Below are 15386 nucleotides of genomic sequence, written 5' to 3'. Positions count from 1 at the left end.
CCCGCGGCTCGGCGGGTTGCGCCGCCCTCACACCCTTGGTTCCACCCGGGCAATCGCTCTCAACGCCCCCGGCATGAAACGGGACATGAAGTGTGCGCCACGGGCCTCCGGGGTCACCGGTACCACCGCCTCGTTGCGGGTCACCGCTCGCAGGATCGCCTCCGCGACCTTCTCCGGTGGGTAGTTGCGCATCCCGTACAGGCGGGCCGTCCGCTTCTGGCGGCGGCGTTCCTCCTGCGCGTCCACTCCGGTGAAGCGTGCGGTGGAGGTGATGTTGGTGTTGACGAAGCCGGGGCAGATCGCCGTCACGCCGATGTCCTGGCCGGCGAGTTCGGCGCGCAGGCACTCGGACAGCATCAGGACGGCCGCCTTGGAGGTGCTGTAGGCGGGCAGCGCCTTGGAGGGCTGGTACGCGGCGGCCGACGCGATGTTGACGATGTGGCCGCCCTGGCCCCGCTCGGCCATCTGTCCGCCGAAGAGACGGCAGCCGTGGATGACACCCCACAGGTTGACGTCCAGGACCTTGCGCCAGTCGTCCGGTGTCGTGGTGAAGAAGGAGCCCGACAGCCCGATCCCGGCGTTGTTGACCAGCACATCCACCACGCCGTACTCGTCGGCGACCTTCTCGGCGAGCTTCTCCATGGCCTGTTCGTCGGAGACGTCGACGGTCTCCGCCCAGGCCTTGGGTGCGCCGAGCAGCCGGGACAGCTCCGCGGTGCGGGCGGCGGACTCCGCGTCCCGGTCGACGGCCACCACGCGCGCGCCCGCCTCCGCGAACGCGAACGCCGTAGCCCGCCCGATGCCGCTGCCGGCGCCGGTGACCAGCACGAGCCGGCCGCCGAACCGTTCGCAGTGGCGTCCGGAGGGCTTCGCCTCGGGGCGGCCGCCCTCGACGCCGGTGACGAATTCATCGATCCATGCGGCCAGTTGATCGGGGCGGGTGCGCGGTACCCAGTGCTTGGCCGGCAGCGTCCGCCGGGTCGACTGCGGAGCCCACCGCTCCAGTTCGTCGTACAGCTTCTCGGAGAGGAACGCGTCCCCCAGGGGTGTGATGAGCTGCACGGGCGCGTGGGCGTACGCGTCCGGGCGTGGCCTGAGCAGGCGGGCGCGTACGTTGTCCCGGTACAGCCAGGCGCCGTTCGCGGCGTCCGTGGGCAGCGAGGACGTCGGGTAGTCGCCGCCGGGGACCTTCTCGACCCGCTCCAGGATCTTCGGCCAGCGTTTGCCGAGGGGGCCGCGCCAGGCCAGTTCGGGCAGGACGGGCGTGTGCAGGAGGTACACGTACCAGGACTTGGCGCCCTGGCCGAGGAGCTGGCCCACCCGGCGGGGTGTCGGGCGCTTCACGCGCGCGTTGATCCAGTGACCGAAGTGGTCGAGGGACGGGCCGGACATCGAGGTGAACGAGGCGATGCGCCCCTCGGTGCGCTTGACCGTGACGAACTCCCACGACTGCACCGAACCCCAGTCGTGGCCCACCAGGTGCACCGGCCGGTCCGGGCTGACCGCGTCCACGACCGCCAGGAAGTCGTCGGTGAGCTTCGCCAGCGTGAAGCCGCCGCGCAGCGGCTTCGGTGCCGTCGACCGGCCGTGGCCCCGGACGTCGTAGAGCACCAGGTGGAAGCGCTCGGCGAGGCGGACGGCGACCTCCGACCAGACCTCCTTGCTGTCCGGGTAGCCGTGCACCAGGACCACCGTCGGCTGTGCCGGGTCCCCGAGCTCCGCCACGCACAGCTCGACCCCGCCCGTCCGCACCCGGCGCTCCCGTGCGTCCTTCAGCGTCGTCACTCGTCCTCCGCCCAGCGCCGCACTCCCCCACGCTCGAACGACCTCGCGCGGGGGGACCCCCATGGCAGATCGTCGTCCAGCCAGAAGGCGCTCTGTTCGGGGTCCCGGGAGTCGGTGACGACCAGGATCTCCTCGAACTTCGCGCCCGTACCCCGGAAGCCGAGGTGGGGCTCGACCGCCCACAGGCCCGGCTGCGGCGGGTGGTCGGAGAAGCGGTACGGCGACCACAGGGGCGACCAGCCCTCGCGGTGGCCGCGCAGCGCGTCGGCCGCCAGGCCCTTCAGGGACTGCGTGCCGAACCCGAACAGGTGCGGCGACCAGCGGCGCTGCCGCACCCGGTCCACCTTGTGCGCGATCACCCCGAAGGGGTACGCGCGATGCCGGTTCGCGTAGCCCTGGCGGACCATGAGGCGGTCCACGTGCTCGTAGATCTCGCGCAGCGGGCGCCGCTCGCGCACCTCGCGCAGGATCAGCTCACGGTGCGCCTTGAGGTCGGCCATCAGCCGGTCCTGCACCGGGTTGAGGCCGAGCGAGCCCGAGTAGCCGATGTCCGCCGTGTATCCCTCGTACACCGGGGCCATGTCCAGGATGAACGGCATCCCGGGCGCCAGGCGGCGGTTGGTCGGGAAGAACTGGAGCGGCACGCGGAAGTTCACGAACGCCGTCCGGTCCCCGAACCAGGCGAAGGGCAGGTGGAACCAGTCCCGCACGCCCCGCTCGCGCAGCCACTCGCGCTGCATGCGCGCGGCCTCGCGCTCGGTCACCCCGGGCTCCAGCTGTGCCGCCACCGCCTCGGCGCACTCGTACGCGAGGCGCTGGACCCGTCTGAATCCCCGCAGCTCCACGGGGAGTTCGCTGTTCACTGCCGTCGTCATGCCGCCCCGTCCCGTCGACTGCGGTACGTGTCCGTAACTTGACACTGGTGAATGTGACAGTTGTTAGAGGCGGCGTCAATAGGCCGGATCATGAGCTGTGGATAACTCTCAGGAAGGGCATCCCCTAGGGCCCCGTACGACTGGAGTCTGACGCCAAGACGGCTCTGCGGTCTGACGACTTGCGTGGCGCGCGTCACTACCGTCGACGACGTGACTGTGATCGCGACCGAAAGCCTGAGCAAGCGGTTCCCCCGGGTGACCGCGCTTGACCGGCTCTCCGTGGACGTGGGACCCGGTGTGACGGGGCTCGTGGGTGCCAATGGAGCCGGCAAGTCCACACTGATCAAGATCCTGCTGGGTCTGTCCCCCGCCACCGAGGGCCGCGCCGAGGTGCTCGGCCTCGACGTCGCCACCAAGGGCGCCGCCATCCGCGAGCGGGTCGGCTACATGCCGGAGCACGACTGCCTGCCGCCTGACGTCTCGGCCACCGAGTTCGTCGTCCACATGGCCCGCATGTCCGGCCTGCCCCCCGCCGCCGCCCGCGAGCGCACCGCGGACACCCTGCGCCACGTCGGTCTGTACGAGGAGCGCTACCGCCCCATCGGCGGCTACTCGACCGGCATGAAGCAGCGGGTGAAGCTCGCCCAGGCGCTGGTCCACGACCCGCAGCTGGTGTTCCTGGACGAGCCGACCAACGGCCTCGACCCGGTGGGCCGCGACGAGATGCTCGGCCTGATCCGCCGCATCCACACCGACTTCGGCATCTCGGTCCTGGTCACCTCGCATCTGCTCGGCGAACTGGAGCGCACCTGCGACCACGTCGTCATCATCGACGGCGGCAAGCTCCTGCGCTCCAGCTCCACCCGGGACTTCACCCAGACCACGGCCACGCTGGCGATCGAGGTCACCGACACGGACGAGCACCCCGACGGCACCCGCGCGGTGCGCGACGCGCTGCACGCGCGCGGGGTGACCACCCTCGACGAGGGCGGCGGTCTGCCCGGCGCCGGACACATCCTGCTGCTCACCGCCACGGGCGAGGAGACCTACGACCTGGTGCGCGACGTCGTCGCCGACCTGGGCCTCGGCCTGGTGCGCATGGAGCAGCGCAGGCACCACATCTCGGAGGTCTTCACGAGCGACGCGGACAGCGACGCACAGCAGAGCGAGGCACAGCGGAAGGAGGCGGTCGGCCATGGCGGTTGAGCCCACCGTGACGACACCGGCGGGTGACCAGACCCGCATCCACAACATCGGCTACCGCAGCTACGACGGCCCCCGACTGGGCCGCGCCTACGCCCGCCGGTCCCTGTACTCGCAGTCCCTGCGCGGCTCCTACGGCCTCGGCCGCTCGGTGAAGTCCAAGGTGCTGCCGATGCTGCTGTTCGTGGTGATGTGCGTGCCGGCGGCCATCATGGTCGCGGTCGCCGTCGCCACCAAGGCGCACGAACTGCCGGTGTCCTACACCCGCTACGCGATCGTGATGCAGGCCGTCATCAGCCTGTACATCGCCTCGCAGGCGCCCCAGTCCGTCTCCCGCGACCTGCGCTTCAAGACCGTACCGCTGTACTTCTCGCGGCCCATCGAGACCGCCGACTACGTCCTCGCCAAGTTCGCGGCACTGGCCTCGGCGATGTTCGTCCTGACCGGTGCCCCGCTGCTCGTGATGTACGTGGGCTCGCTGCTGGCCAAGATGGGCTTCGCCCACCAGACCAAGGAATTCGGCCAGGGACTGGTCTCCGTGACGCTGCTCTCGCTGCTCTTCGCCGGTATCGGCCTGGTCATCGCGGCCGTGACCCCGCGCCGCGGCTTCGGCATCGCGGCCGTGATCGCCGTCCTGACCATTTCCTACGGCGCGGTCTCCACCCTCCAGGCCATCGCCGACGCCCAGGGCAGCACCGGCGCGGTTCCGTGGATCGGCCTCTTCTCGCCGGTCACGCTCATCGACGGGGTGCAGTCGGCCTTCCTGGGCGCCTCCTCCGCCTTCCCCGGAGGAGCCGGACCGTCCAACGGGGAGGGCGCGGTGTACGTCCTCGTCGTCCTGGGCCTCATCGCCGCCAGCTACGGCCTCCTGATGCGCCGCTACCGGAAGGTGGGACTGTGACCACGCTCTCCATCGACCACGTCTCCCGCTGGTTCGGCAATGTGGTCGCCGTCAACGACATCACCATGACCATCGGCCCCGGCGTCACCGGCCTGCTCGGCCCCAACGGCGCCGGAAAGTCCACCCTGATCAACATGATGGGCGGCTTCCTGGCCCCCTCCACCGGCTCGGTCACGCTCGACGGGCAGCCGGTGTGGCGCAACGAGCAGATCTACAAGCACATCGGCATCGTCCCCGAGCGCGAGGCGATGTACGACTTCCTCACCGGCCGCGAATTCGTCGTCGCCAACGCCGAGTTGCACGGCCTGGGTGCCAAGGCCGCCCAACGGGCCCTGGCCACGGTCGAGATGGAGTACGCACAGGACCGGAAGATCGCCACGTACTCCAAGGGCATGCGGCAGCGCGTGAAGATGGCCTCCGCGCTGGTCCACGACCCCTCGCTGCTGCTGCTCGACGAGCCCTTCAACGGCATGGACCCGCGCCAGCGCATGCAGCTCATGGACCTGCTCCGGCGGATGGGAGACGAGGGCCGCACGGTGCTGTTCTCCTCCCACATCCTCGAGGAGGTCGAGCAGCTGGCCCGGCACATCGAGGTCGTCGTCGCGGGACGGCACGCGGCCAGCGGCGACTTCCGCAGGATCCGCCGTCTGATGACCGACCGCCCGCACCGCTATCTGGTCCGCTCCAGCGACGACCGCGCTCTCGCGGCCGCGCTGATCGCCGACCCGTCGACGTCCGGCATCGAGGTCGACCTCACCGAAGGTGCGCTGCGTATCCAGGCCGTCGACTTCGGCCGCTTCACGACCCTGCTGCCGAAGGTCGCCCGGGACCACGGCATCCGGCTGCTCACGGTCTCGCCGTCCGACGAGTCCCTCGAGTCCGTCTTCTCGTATCTGGTCGCGGCGTAGGAGGCCGAAGATGTACGACCCCACAGTCGCCCGGCTCACCTACCGGGCCCTGCTCGGCCGTCGCCGGGCCCTCATCCTCGGCGCGCTGCCGATGCTGCTGATCGCGATCTCCGTGGTGGTGCGCGGCCTGGCCGGCGCCGACGACCAGACCGCGGCCGACCTGCTGGGCGGCCTGGCGCTCGCCACGATGGTGCCGATCATCGGCGTCATCGCGGGCACCGGTGCGATCGGCCCGGAGATCGACGACGGCTCGGTGGTGTATCTGCTGTCCAAGCCGATCAAGCGGCCCACGATCATCTTCACCAAGCTGATCGTGGCGATCGCCGTGACCATGGTGTTCTCCGCGGTGCCGACCCTGATCGCGGGCTTCATCCTCAACGGCAACGGCCAGCAGATCGCCGTCGCCTACACGGTCGCGGCCCTGGTCGCCTCCATCGCCTACGCGGCCCTGTTCCTGCTCCTGGGCACGGTGTCGCGGCACGCGGTGATCTTCGGGCTCGTCTACGCCCTCGTCTGGGAGGCCCTGTTCGGCTCCCTCGTCTCGGGTGCCCGCACGCTCAGCGTCCAGCAGTGGGCGCTGGCGGTCGCCCACAAGGTCACCGGCGGTGACCTGGTCACCTCGGACGTCAGCCTGACGACCGGCACGGTGCTGCTGGTCTCGGTCACCGTGCTGGCCACCTGGTACGCGGGACAGAAGCTGCGGTCGCTGACGCTGGCGGGCGAGGAGTAGGCGCCGGCCAGGAGCAGGCACATCGGCCTTGACGGGGGTTTCACCCCCGTCCGGCCACACTGGATCCGGGGGATGCACTGCTGGGAGGCACGGGAATGGCTGACGAGGCAATTCCGTACGACGAGTGGGACGGGGTCGTCCTGGACGAGGACTTCATACGGTCCGCGGAGACGTCCGAGCCGTCCGCCCGTGCCCGGATGCTCGCCGCCCGCTGGCGTGCCGAGTCGCCGGAGCCGCAGCCGTGGCGCTCCGACGAGCCGCCCGCGGGGTGGTTCTTCAGCAAGGCACGTCGGCGCAGGTGGCGCCGCCGGTAGGGCGGTGGTGCGCACCGGTTAATTCAGTGGCGCCCAACTCGGGGGCGGGGCAGAGTGGTTGTGCCCCACCCGCCGGGACGGACCCGGCGTCACGATCTGGGAGAGGAGCCGGGCGATGCCCATGCACGGCAGTACGCCCAGCTCCCGACAGGGCAGTTCGCAGCGGACTCCGGAGTAGCCGTTACCTCTCCGTGGAGCCGCGGACTGCCCGGGGCGGCCGCTTCGAGCACGCGATGTCGCTCTCGCGTGGGCCGCCCACCCGGAGGATTGGCCGAGTGGTAAGGCACTGGCTTGCTAAGCCATGGTCGGGTCGAGAGGCCCGCGCACGTTCGATCCGTGCATCCTCCGCGAGACGTTGTCACTGGGACTTGGCCGGATTTCAGGGCTGGGGTACGTCAAGAAGGCACCCGGCGCTGCAGGCTGGGGTACGTCAAGAAGGCACCCGTGCTGCAGGCTGTGCCCACCCTGCCCCACTCTCGGCTTCGCTCGAGCGGGGACCCCCATCGCCCTGCGGAACGACTGCCCACAGCGGTCGAGAACGATCGTCCACGGCGGTCGGAATGACTGCCCACAGCGGTGGTCGGAACCGCCGTGGCTGCCGTCAACCCAGCAGTCGCTCCAGTACCACCGCGATGCCGTCCTCTTCGTTGGAGGACGTCACCTCGTTCGCCACTGCCCTCAGTTCCTCGTGGGCGTTGGCCATGGCCACGCCGCGGGATGACCAGGTGAACATCGGGATGTCGTTGGGCATGTCGCCGAAGGCGATCGTGTCGGTGGCCTTCAGGCCCAGGCGGCGGGCCGCCAGGGAGAGGCCCGTCGCCTTGGACAGGCCCAGCGGCAGGAGCTCCACGATGCCCTCGCCCGCCAGGGCGACCGTGACGAAGCCGCCCGCGGCCCGTCGGGACGCCTCGGCCAGCTCGTCGTCCGAGAGGGTGGGGTGCTGTATGTAGATCTTGTTCAGCGGCGCGGCCCAGAGGTCGGACACGTCCGTGAACGGCGTCGCCGGGAGCCTTCCGGTGACCGCGTACCCGGGGCCGACCAGCACCTCGCCGTCGAGGCCGTCCCGGCTCGCCGCGAGGAACAGCGGGCCCACCTCGGCCTCGATCTTGGCCAGGGCCACCCCCGCCAGCCGGCGGTCCAGGGTGACGGAGGTCAGCAGCCGGTGCTCGCCGGCGTCGTACACCTGCGCGCCCTGTCCGCAGACGGCGAGGCCCTGGTATCCGAGGTCGTCGAGGATGTGCCGGGTCCAGGGGACCCCGCGGCCCGTGACCACGATGTGCGCCGCGCCCGCCGCGGTGGCCGCGGCGAGCGCGTCACGGGTGCGCTGTGAGATCGATTCGTCGGAGCGCAGGAGCGTTCCGTCGAGATCGGTGGCGACCAGCCCGTACGGGAAGCCACCGCTCACTTGGCCACCGGCTCCAGGACCTCCCGGCCGCCCAGGTACGGGCGCAGCACCTCGGGGACGCGGACGGAGCCGTCGGCCTGCTGGTGGTTCTCCAGGATCGCCACGATCGTGCGCGGTACGGCGCACAGCGTGCCGTTCAGCGTCGCCAGCGGGCGGACCTGCTTGCCCTCGCGGACGCGGATCGACAGGCGGCGGGACTGGAACTCGGTGCAGTCCGAGGTCGAGGTCAGCTCGCGGTACTTGCCCTGCGTCGGGATCCACGCCTCGCAGTCGAACTTGCGGGAGGCAGAGGCGCCCAGGTCACCGGTGGCGACGTCGATGACGCGGAACGGCAGCTCCAGCGAGGTCAGCCACTGCTTCTCCCACTCCAGCAGGCGCTTGTGCTCCTCCTGCGACTCCTCGGGAGTGACGTAGGAGAACATCTCGACCTTGTCGAACTGATGGACGCGGAAGATGCCCTTGGTGTCCTTGCCGTGTGAGCCGGCCTCGCGGCGGAAGCAGGGCGAGAAGCCGGCGTAGCGCAGCGGGAGGCGGTCCGCGTCGATGATCTCGTCCATGTGGTAGGCCGCCAGCGGCACCTCGGACGTGCCGACCAGGTAGAGGTCGTCCTTGTCGAGGTGGTAGACGTCCTGGGCCGCCTGGCCGAGGAAGCCGGTGCCCGCCATGGACTGGGGGCGGACGAGGGCCGGGGTCAGCATCGGCGTGAAGCCCGCGGCTGTCGCCTGGGCGATCGCCGCGTTCACCAGGGCCAGCTCCAGCAGGGCGCCGACACCGGTGAGGAAGTAGAAGCGCGAGCCGGAGACCTTGGCGCCGCGCTCGACGTCGATCGCGCCGAGCAGCTGGCCGAGCTCCAGGTGGTCCTTGGGCTCGAAGCCCTCGGCGCCGAAGTCGCGGATGGTGCCGTGCGTCTCCCGCGTGACGAAGTCCTCCTCGCCGCCGACGGGCACGTCGGGGTGGACGAGGTTGCCGAGCCTGAGCACGAGCTCCTGGGTCTCGGCGTCGGCCGCGTCGCGCTCGGCGTCGGCGGCCTTGACGTCGGCCTTGAGCTGCTCGGCACGCTTGAGCAGCTCGGCCTTCTCGTCCGCGGGGGCCTTGGGGATGAGCTTGCCGAGCTGCTTCTGCTCGGCGCGCAGTTCGTCGAAGCGGACGCCGGACGACCTGCGCCGCTCGTCGGCAGACAGGAGGGCGTCGACGAGCGCGACGTCCTCTCCACGGGCGCGCTGGGACGCGCGCACACGGTCGGGGTCCTCACGGAGCAGGCGAAGGTCAATCACGGGCTCAAGGCTACCGGTGCGAGGTTGCCGCTCACGAATCACTATTCCAACGGGTTCCGATTCGCGGCTTACGTTCCGTTATGAGCGAATTGCCGAGCGTGTCAAGGAAAAGTGTCTCACTCCCTGGGACGGGGCAAGCGGCAGGCGTCGTGTTGACTCGATTCCCTTGTGGAGAACGGGATTTGGAAGCCCGGTTGTCCACAGGGGTCCACACTCCGGGAAGAGTTATCCACAGGCTGTGCGGAAGGTCTGTGGATTTCGGAATCGATCACTCCGGAAGCGTTCGACGGGCCGAAGAATTCCCCACCCAAACCGCCCTGACACCTACTTTCGGGTGGAAAGTGGTCGCCCCAAAAGATGAACCAAAGGAAACGAGTGGACGAAGGGTGACCTGTGCGCCGGTGCCCCCATCTGGCAGCCACAGGGCGATTTGTCGACTGAGTGGCACTTCGTTGTCGACTTGTCCCCAGGTCGAGAAGAGCGCCTGTGGATAACTCCTGTGGACAACGAAGGTATGCAGGTAGGACTGGCTAGAAACGGCCGTCCTGGCACCGCGCCACCCAGTCCGCCGCCGTGACGAACTCCTCGTCCGACGTTCCCGGCAGCGTGGGCCGGACATCGTCGGGCTTGATGTCGGCGCGCGGGTAAGAGCCGAGGAACCGCACCTGCAGACAGATCCGCTTCAGCCCCATCAGGGCCTCGGCCATCCTGCGGTCGGAGATATGGCCCTCGGCGTCGATGCAGAAGCAGTAGTTGCCGATGCCGGCGCCGGTGGGCCGGGACTGCAGCAGCATCAGGTTGATGCCCCGGGTGCCGAACTCGCCGAGGAGGTCGCGCAGCCCACCGGGGTGGTCGTCGCGCTGCCACAGCACGACGGAGGTCTTGTCCGCGCCGCTCGGCGCCGCGGGCCGGGCCGGCCGGCCCACCAGGACGAACCTGGTCTGCGCGTTCTCCGCGTCGTGGATCCCGGTCTCCAGGGGCACCAGACCGTACCGGGCGGCCGCGAACTCACCGGCGAAGGCGGCGTCGTACCGGCCCTCCTGGACCAGCCGGGCACCGTCGGCGTTCGAGGCGGCCGACTCCCAGACGGCGTTCGGGAGGTTGGTCCTGAGCCAGTTGCGGACCTGCGGCTGAGCGGCCGGATGGGCGGTGACCGTCTTGATCTCGGACAGCTTGGTGCCGGGCCGGACCAGCAGCGCGAAGGTGATCGACAGCAGCACCTCGCGGTAGATCATCAGCGGCGCGCCCGCGACCAGCTCGTCGAGGGTGGTCGTGATGCCACCCTCGACCGAGTTCTCGATCGGCACGAACGCGGCCTCGGCGTCACCGGCGCGCACGGCGTCGAGAGCGGACTGCACCGAAACGTATGGGATCAGCTCCCGGGTCGCCGCCTCCGGAAGTGTGCGCAGGGCCACTTCCGTGAAGGTGCCCTCGGGGCCGAGATACGCATAGCTCGCTGGCATGTCCTCACCCTAATGGCCTCGGGGAAACGGGGCTCACGTGTCTCACGACAGCCCCTCTGCTGAGTGAACCGGGGCGCGCTCAGCCCTCCAGCAGCCGCTGGCCCACGTACTCTCCGCGCGCCGCCCCGCCCGGCACGGCGAACAGACCGCTCGCCTCGTGGCGGATGTACTTCGACAGCGCGTCGCCCCGGTCGAGCTTGCGCTGCACCGGTACGAAGCCACGCAGCGGATCCGCCTGCCAGCACACGAAGAGCAGCCCCGCGTCGGGCACCCCGTCCGTGTCGAAGCCGTCGTGGTACGAGAACGGGCGCCGCAGCATGGCCGCGCCCCCGTTCTGGTCGGGCCGCGTGATCCGGGCGTGCGCATTGCCCGGAACGACGTAGTTGCCGTGGGCGTCGGCCTTCTCCAGGTCCATCGCGGTCGTCTCGGTGCCCCCGGACAGCGGCGCCCCGTCGGACTTGCGGCGCCCGATGACGCCCTCCTGGGCCTTGACCGAGAGCTTCTCCCAGTCGTCGAGGAGCATGCGGATACGGCGTACGACCGCATAGGAGCCGTTCGCCATCCAGGCCGGGTCGTTGGAGCCGGACGCCGGGACGAAGATCCGCTTGTCGAAGTCGGCGTCCGCGGGCTTCGGATTACGGGTGCCGTCGATCTGGCCCATCAGATTGCGGGCCGTCATCGGGTGGGCGGTGGCGCCCGGGGTGCGGTTGAAGCCGTTCATCTGCCAGCGGATGCGGGCCGCGCCGCCCGCCTCCTTCTGGATCGCGCGCAGGGCGTGGAAGGCGACCAGGGCGTCGTCGGCGCCGATCTGCACCCACAGGTCGCCATTGCTGCGCGCCCTGTCCAGGTGGTCGGAGGAGAAGTCGGGCAGTGGGTCGAGGGAGACCGGGCGCTGCTTGTCCAGTCCGGTCCTGGTGAAGAAGCTGTTGCCGAAGCCGAAGGTGATCGTCAGCGACGACGGGCCGGCGTCCCGGGCCACGTCCGTGTCGTCGTGCGCGGCCGCCTCGCCCGCCATCAGCCGCTCGGCCGTCGTCGACCAGCGGCGCAGCAGGGCGGCCGCCTCCTTGCGGCCCGCGCCCGCCGCGAGGTCGAAGGCGACGAGGTGGCCCCGTGCCTGGAGGCCCTCGGTGATGCCGGGCTGATGTTTCCCGTGAAACATCGCCCGGCCGGAGCCCACCGAGGTCAGCGGGGTGGCCTGGGCGGGTGCGGCCGCGTACCCCACGGCCCCGCCCGCCGAACCGAGCACAAGCCCGCTCGCACCGGCGGTGCCGAGCAGCTTCCGCCGCGATATCCCCTCTTGGGGGTCGCCGTTCTCCGGGACGTCCTCTTCGGGGGCGAGCGCTTCGGAGGAGGTGGACTGGTCGGTCATGGTGCGGTTCAGCCGATCTGCGCGTTCTTGGAGACGGACGTCTGGTCGATGTCGGAGGTCCGCACGGTCACGGCGATCTTCCATTCGCCGGCCATGGGGATCTGCACCCCGTCCGCTGCCCAGTGCCCGGTGGCGATGTGGTCGGGGGTCACGGGAAGGGGACCGATCTTCTTGGCCTCCAGGGTGAAGGCGACCTTCACCTCGGGGATGTCGAAGGCCCGGCCGTTGGGCCGCTGTACGTAGACGTGCATCTCGTTGCCGCCCACGCGCGCGGGGTCGAGGTCGAGTCGTACGACGCCCTTGCCGTCCTTGCCGCCGGTGTCGAACGGCATGTCCAGGGTCAGCGCCCCGGAGGTCGAGGACGACGAGGAGGACGACGAGGACGATGAGGACGCCGACGTGGCCGCCTTGGCCTCCTGCTCGGTGCGTCCCGGCTCGGTCTGGGTCAGCAGGGTGGTGACGGCGAGCAGGACGACCGCCACGCCCGCCTCCGCGAACACCGAGCGGCGCAGGCCGAAGCGGTTGGGGTCGGCCTCGCGCAGTCGCTTCTGCCGGGTGGCGTCCACGGCGGCCCGCTGCCGGGAGAGCTGGGCGGCCCGCTGGGAGTCACCGGCCGCGGCCGGTGCCGTGACGTGCTCCTTGGCGGGCAGCTCCGCCTCGGCCTGCTTCGTGGTGGCCGTGGTCGCCGCGGTGTCCGTGAGCCGTGCCGTCCAGCGCCGCGAGATCCACGCGATGCCGACGAGCAGCAGGACAAGCCCGATCTTGACGAGCAGCAGCTGTCCGTAGCGGGTGTCGGTGAACGCGGACCAGGAGCCGAGCTGGCGCCAGGACTGGTAGATGCCGGTGGCGACCAGCGCGGCCACGGACCCGAAGGCGAGGCGGGAGAAGCGGTGTACGGCGGCGGCCTCGACGGGTGTGTCGGCGGGCGTCCGGTGGAGCGCGACGAGCAGGGCGACGAGTCCGCCCAGCCAGGCGGCGACCGCCAGCAGATGGAGCACGTCGACGGGCATGGCGATGCCCGGCTGGAGCCCGGTCGAGGCGTGCTCGGCCATCGCCCAGCTCGCCGCCAGCCCGGCGGCGACCACGGTCCCGCCGATGGCCAGCCCGAACCTCAGGTCGCGCTTCTCCTCGTCCTCCCTTGAATCAGGGGGTCGGCGCGTAGCGCCGTCGTTCAGGGTGGTGGCGGGAGACGGGTGGGCGTAGGTCCCGAAGAGCACCGCGATGAACAGCGCGGCCGCGGCGAGCAGCAGCAGCCGGGAGACCAGTGCGGCGCCGGTCTTGGTCTGCAGCACCTGGCCGAGCAGGCTCAGGTCGAAGACATCGCCGAACTTCCCCGAGGTGGTGTAGGAGCCACGCAGGAGCAGCAGCCACAGGGTGGCCGAGGTGAGCGCGAGCCAGCCGCCGACGACGAGCCGCTGCAGGGCCCGCACCCCGGAGCCGCGCTGCCAGCAGGCGAGCACGAAGGCGCCGCCGCCCACCAGCACGATGTAGCCGGCGTACGACACGTACCGCCCGAACCCGTACAGCCAGCCCACGACTCCGCCGCCCGCCGTCTGGTCGGAGACGGAGACGGTGGTCACGGAAGGGGCGCCGACGGAGAAGGTGTAGGCACCGGCGACGGGGTGGCTGTCCGCGGAGACGACCTGGTAGGTGACGGTGTACGTGCCGTTGCCCAGACCGCTCTTGAGCTGCACGGCGTAGGTCGTCCCGCTCACGTTGGACGGCTTGCCGGCGTCCACCCGTTTGCCCTTGGGGTCGAGGACGCGCAACGAGTCGTCGTTCATCGCCACCTTCTCCGAGAAGGTGAGCGACACCTGGTCGGGGGCCTTGTCGACCACCACCCCCTGCGCGGGGTCGCTGCCGGTCAGCGCGGCGTGCGCGGAGGCCGGACCGGCCCCGGCGAGGAGCGCGCCGGTGACGGCCAGGAACAGCAGCACCAGGGTCCGCAGGCGGGGCGCGACGGTCCGGGTCAAGGTGGTCCCTCCCTCAGTGTCCGGTCGACGGGTTGTACGTGGCGGACTTCACCGGCATCTCGACGGTGAGGGGTCCGGACTTGGCAAACTTCAGCTTCAGCGTGATCGTGTCGCCCTGCTTCGGCCTGCGGTTCAGCTTCTCGAACATCAGATGGTTGCCACCGCTCCTGAACACGAGTCGGCCGTGTGCCGGGACGGCGAAGGAGGTGACCTCCTGCATGCTGCCGCCCACGGTGTCGTGCATGGTGACCCGGCCCGCGACGTCGCTGGTGACGGAGGTCAGCTCGTCCTTCGCGGCGCCCTTGTTCGTTATCGTCAGAAAGCCGGCGGCCATGTCGGCGGAGACCGGCTGGGGCATGTAGGAGGCGCCGACCGACAGCTCGGCAGCCGTGTCGTCGGATCCGCCGCAGCCCGCGAGGGTGAGTGCGCCCGCCAGCACGGCGCCGGGTACGGCGAGACGCCTCACGGGTTCGCTCCCTTGATGATCTCGGGCAGGTCCTTGGTGTAGTCGTCGACGGTGGCGTCCTCGCCGTAGAGGAGGTAACCCCCGTCGGTCTTCGGCGAGAAGGCGACGACCTGGGTGCCGTGGACGGAGACGATCTTGCCGTTCTTGTCCTTCTTCGTCGGCTCGATGGAGATGCCGAGGGAGCGGGCGCCGGCCTGGATGGTGGCGAAGTCGCCGGTCAGGCCGATGAACTCGGGGTCGATGCCCTTGAGCCACTTGCCGAGCTCGGACGGCGTGTCGCGGGCCGGATCGGTGGTGACGAACACGACCCGCAGCTCGGCCTGCTCCGCCTTGGACAGCGACTTCTTGGCGACCGCCACGTTGTTCATGGTCAGCGGGCAGATGTCGGGGCAGTGCGTGTAGCCGAAGTAGACCAGCGTCGGCCGGCCCTCGGTCTCCTTGCGGAGGTCGTACTTCTTGCCGTGTGTGTCGGTGAGGACCAGGTCCGGCTTCTCGAACGGCTTGTCGAGGAGGGTGGCGGCCTTGGCCGAGCCGGACTCCTCGGAGACCACGGCGATGGGCGACTTGCCGTCGTCACCGCTGCCGCAGGCGGAGAGGGGCAGGGTGGCGGCGGCGAGCAGCGCGGCCGCGGCGTACGTCTTCTTGCGCATAGAAAAATGTCCCAGATGTGAGAGCTCCGGAGCGCACCGGGGGGTCGTACGCAAGAGTCGCACGACCCCC

At 70.2% G+C, this 15386-nt stretch carries 14 protein-coding genes and 1 tRNA gene; 6 read left to right on the top strand and 9 right to left on the bottom strand.

The features are described 5' to 3' along the window. Nucleotides 1–27 precede the first annotated feature (27 nt). Nucleotides 28–1785: an SDR family oxidoreductase gene (locus ACZ4EG_RS17810; protein WP_467791213.1), complete on the bottom strand. Its 1758-nt coding sequence runs from the start codon at nt 1783–1785 to the stop codon at nt 28–30. Next, nucleotides 1782–2660 carry a M24 family metallopeptidase gene (locus ACZ4EG_RS17805; RefSeq protein ID WP_467791212.1) on the bottom strand — a complete coding sequence of 293 codons (879 nt, stop codon included), beginning with the start codon at nt 2658–2660 and terminating at the stop codon, nt 1782–1784. The genes ACZ4EG_RS17810 and ACZ4EG_RS17805 overlap by 4 nt, the downstream gene beginning before the upstream one ends. Nucleotides 2661–2876: 216 nt before the next feature. Between ACZ4EG_RS17805 and ACZ4EG_RS17800 the strand changes: the two genes are divergently transcribed. The 6 genes from ACZ4EG_RS17800 (at nt 2877) to ACZ4EG_RS17775 (ending at nt 7064) form a co-directional block, all read left to right on the top strand. After that, nucleotides 2877–3866 (top strand): ABC transporter ATP-binding protein, encoded by a 990-nt coding sequence (locus ACZ4EG_RS17800; protein ID WP_467791374.1) that lies wholly within the window; start codon nt 2877–2879, stop codon nt 3864–3866. Further along, on the top strand, nt 3856–4764 hold the full coding sequence (locus ACZ4EG_RS17795; protein ID WP_453556492.1) for an ABC transporter permease subunit: 909 nt from the start codon (nt 3856–3858) through the stop codon (nt 4762–4764). The genes ACZ4EG_RS17800 and ACZ4EG_RS17795 overlap by 11 nt, the downstream gene beginning before the upstream one ends. Then, on the top strand, nt 4761–5672 hold the full coding sequence (locus tag ACZ4EG_RS17790; protein ID WP_363299507.1) for an ABC transporter ATP-binding protein: 912 nt from the start codon (nt 4761–4763) through the stop codon (nt 5670–5672). The genes ACZ4EG_RS17795 and ACZ4EG_RS17790 overlap by 4 nt, the downstream gene beginning before the upstream one ends. A 10-nt stretch (nt 5673–5682) precedes the next feature. Then, nucleotides 5683–6402, top strand: coding sequence for an ABC transporter permease (locus tag ACZ4EG_RS17785; RefSeq protein WP_453556495.1), 720 nt, complete (start codon nt 5683–5685; stop codon nt 6400–6402). Nucleotides 6403–6497: 95 nt separating this feature from the next. Further along, complete coding sequence (locus ACZ4EG_RS17780) at nt 6498–6716, top strand: SGM_3592 family protein (RefSeq protein ID WP_453556498.1); 219 nt, start codon at nt 6498–6500, stop codon at nt 6714–6716. Between the two features lie 261 nt (nt 6717–6977). Then, a tRNA-Ser gene (locus ACZ4EG_RS17775) sits at nt 6978–7064 on the top strand. Nucleotides 7065–7317: 253 nt separating this feature from the next. Here the strand turns inward: ACZ4EG_RS17775 and ACZ4EG_RS17770 are convergent. The 7 genes from ACZ4EG_RS17770 to ACZ4EG_RS17740 all read right to left on the bottom strand — a co-directional run bounded on the left by ACZ4EG_RS17770 (nt 7318) and on the right by ACZ4EG_RS17740 (nt 15316). Beyond that, nucleotides 7318–8121, bottom strand: coding sequence for an HAD family hydrolase (locus ACZ4EG_RS17770; RefSeq protein WP_453556501.1), 804 nt, complete (start codon nt 8119–8121; stop codon nt 7318–7320). Continuing rightward, nucleotides 8118–9395, bottom strand: coding sequence for a serine--tRNA ligase (gene serS / locus ACZ4EG_RS17765; protein ID WP_363299511.1), 1278 nt, complete (start codon nt 9393–9395; stop codon nt 8118–8120). Before serS ends, ACZ4EG_RS17770 begins: the two co-directional genes overlap by 4 nt. A 530-nt stretch (nt 9396–9925) precedes the next feature. Continuing rightward, nucleotides 9926–10858, bottom strand: a complete 933-nt coding sequence (pheA, locus tag ACZ4EG_RS17760; protein WP_453556507.1) for a prephenate dehydratase — start codon at nt 10856–10858, stop codon at nt 9926–9928. A gap of 79 nt (nt 10859–10937) precedes the next feature. Next, complete coding sequence (gene efeB, locus ACZ4EG_RS17755) at nt 10938–12227, bottom strand: iron uptake transporter deferrochelatase/peroxidase subunit (RefSeq protein WP_467791211.1); 1290 nt, start codon at nt 12225–12227, stop codon at nt 10938–10940. An 8-nt stretch (nt 12228–12235) separates the two neighbouring features. Further along, entirely contained in the window at nt 12236–14200 is a 1965-nt protein-coding gene (locus tag ACZ4EG_RS17750; RefSeq protein WP_467791210.1) for a copper resistance CopC/CopD family protein, read from the bottom strand. Between the two features lie 13 nt (nt 14201–14213). Next, nucleotides 14214–14666, bottom strand: a complete 453-nt coding sequence (locus ACZ4EG_RS17745) for a copper chaperone PCu(A)C (protein WP_467791209.1) — start codon at nt 14664–14666, stop codon at nt 14214–14216. Beyond that, nucleotides 14663–15316 carry an SCO family protein gene (locus ACZ4EG_RS17740; RefSeq protein ID WP_467791208.1) on the bottom strand — a complete coding sequence of 218 codons (654 nt, stop codon included), beginning with the start codon at nt 15314–15316 and terminating at the stop codon, nt 14663–14665. The genes ACZ4EG_RS17745 and ACZ4EG_RS17740 overlap by 4 nt, the downstream gene beginning before the upstream one ends. Nucleotides 15317–15386 lie beyond the last annotated feature (70 nt).

The organism is Streptomyces sp. NPDC025638 (genome assembly GCF_055558775.1).
This window is presented reverse-complemented; position numbering and strand designations above follow the sequence as displayed.

Coding starts and splice junctions, on each gene's coding strand:
- ACZ4EG_RS17805 (WP_467791212.1), bottom strand. CDS start 2,660: ATGACGACGGCAGTGAACAGCGAACTCCCCGTGGAGCTGCGGGGATTC.
- ACZ4EG_RS17795 (WP_453556492.1), top strand. CDS start 3,856: ATGGCGGTTGAGCCCACCGTGACGACACCGGCGGGTGACCAGACCCGC.
- ACZ4EG_RS17785 (WP_453556495.1), top strand. CDS start 5,683: ATGTACGACCCCACAGTCGCCCGGCTCACCTACCGGGCCCTGCTCGGC.
- ACZ4EG_RS17780 (WP_453556498.1), top strand. CDS start 6,498: ATGGCTGACGAGGCAATTCCGTACGACGAGTGGGACGGGGTCGTCCTG.
- pheA (WP_453556507.1), bottom strand. CDS start 10,858: ATGCCAGCGAGCTATGCGTATCTCGGCCCCGAGGGCACCTTCACGGAA.
- efeB (WP_467791211.1), bottom strand. CDS start 12,227: ATGACCGACCAGTCCACCTCCTCCGAAGCGCTCGCCCCCGAAGAGGAC.
- ACZ4EG_RS17740 (WP_467791208.1), bottom strand. CDS start 15,316: ATGCGCAAGAAGACGTACGCCGCGGCCGCGCTGCTCGCCGCCGCCACC.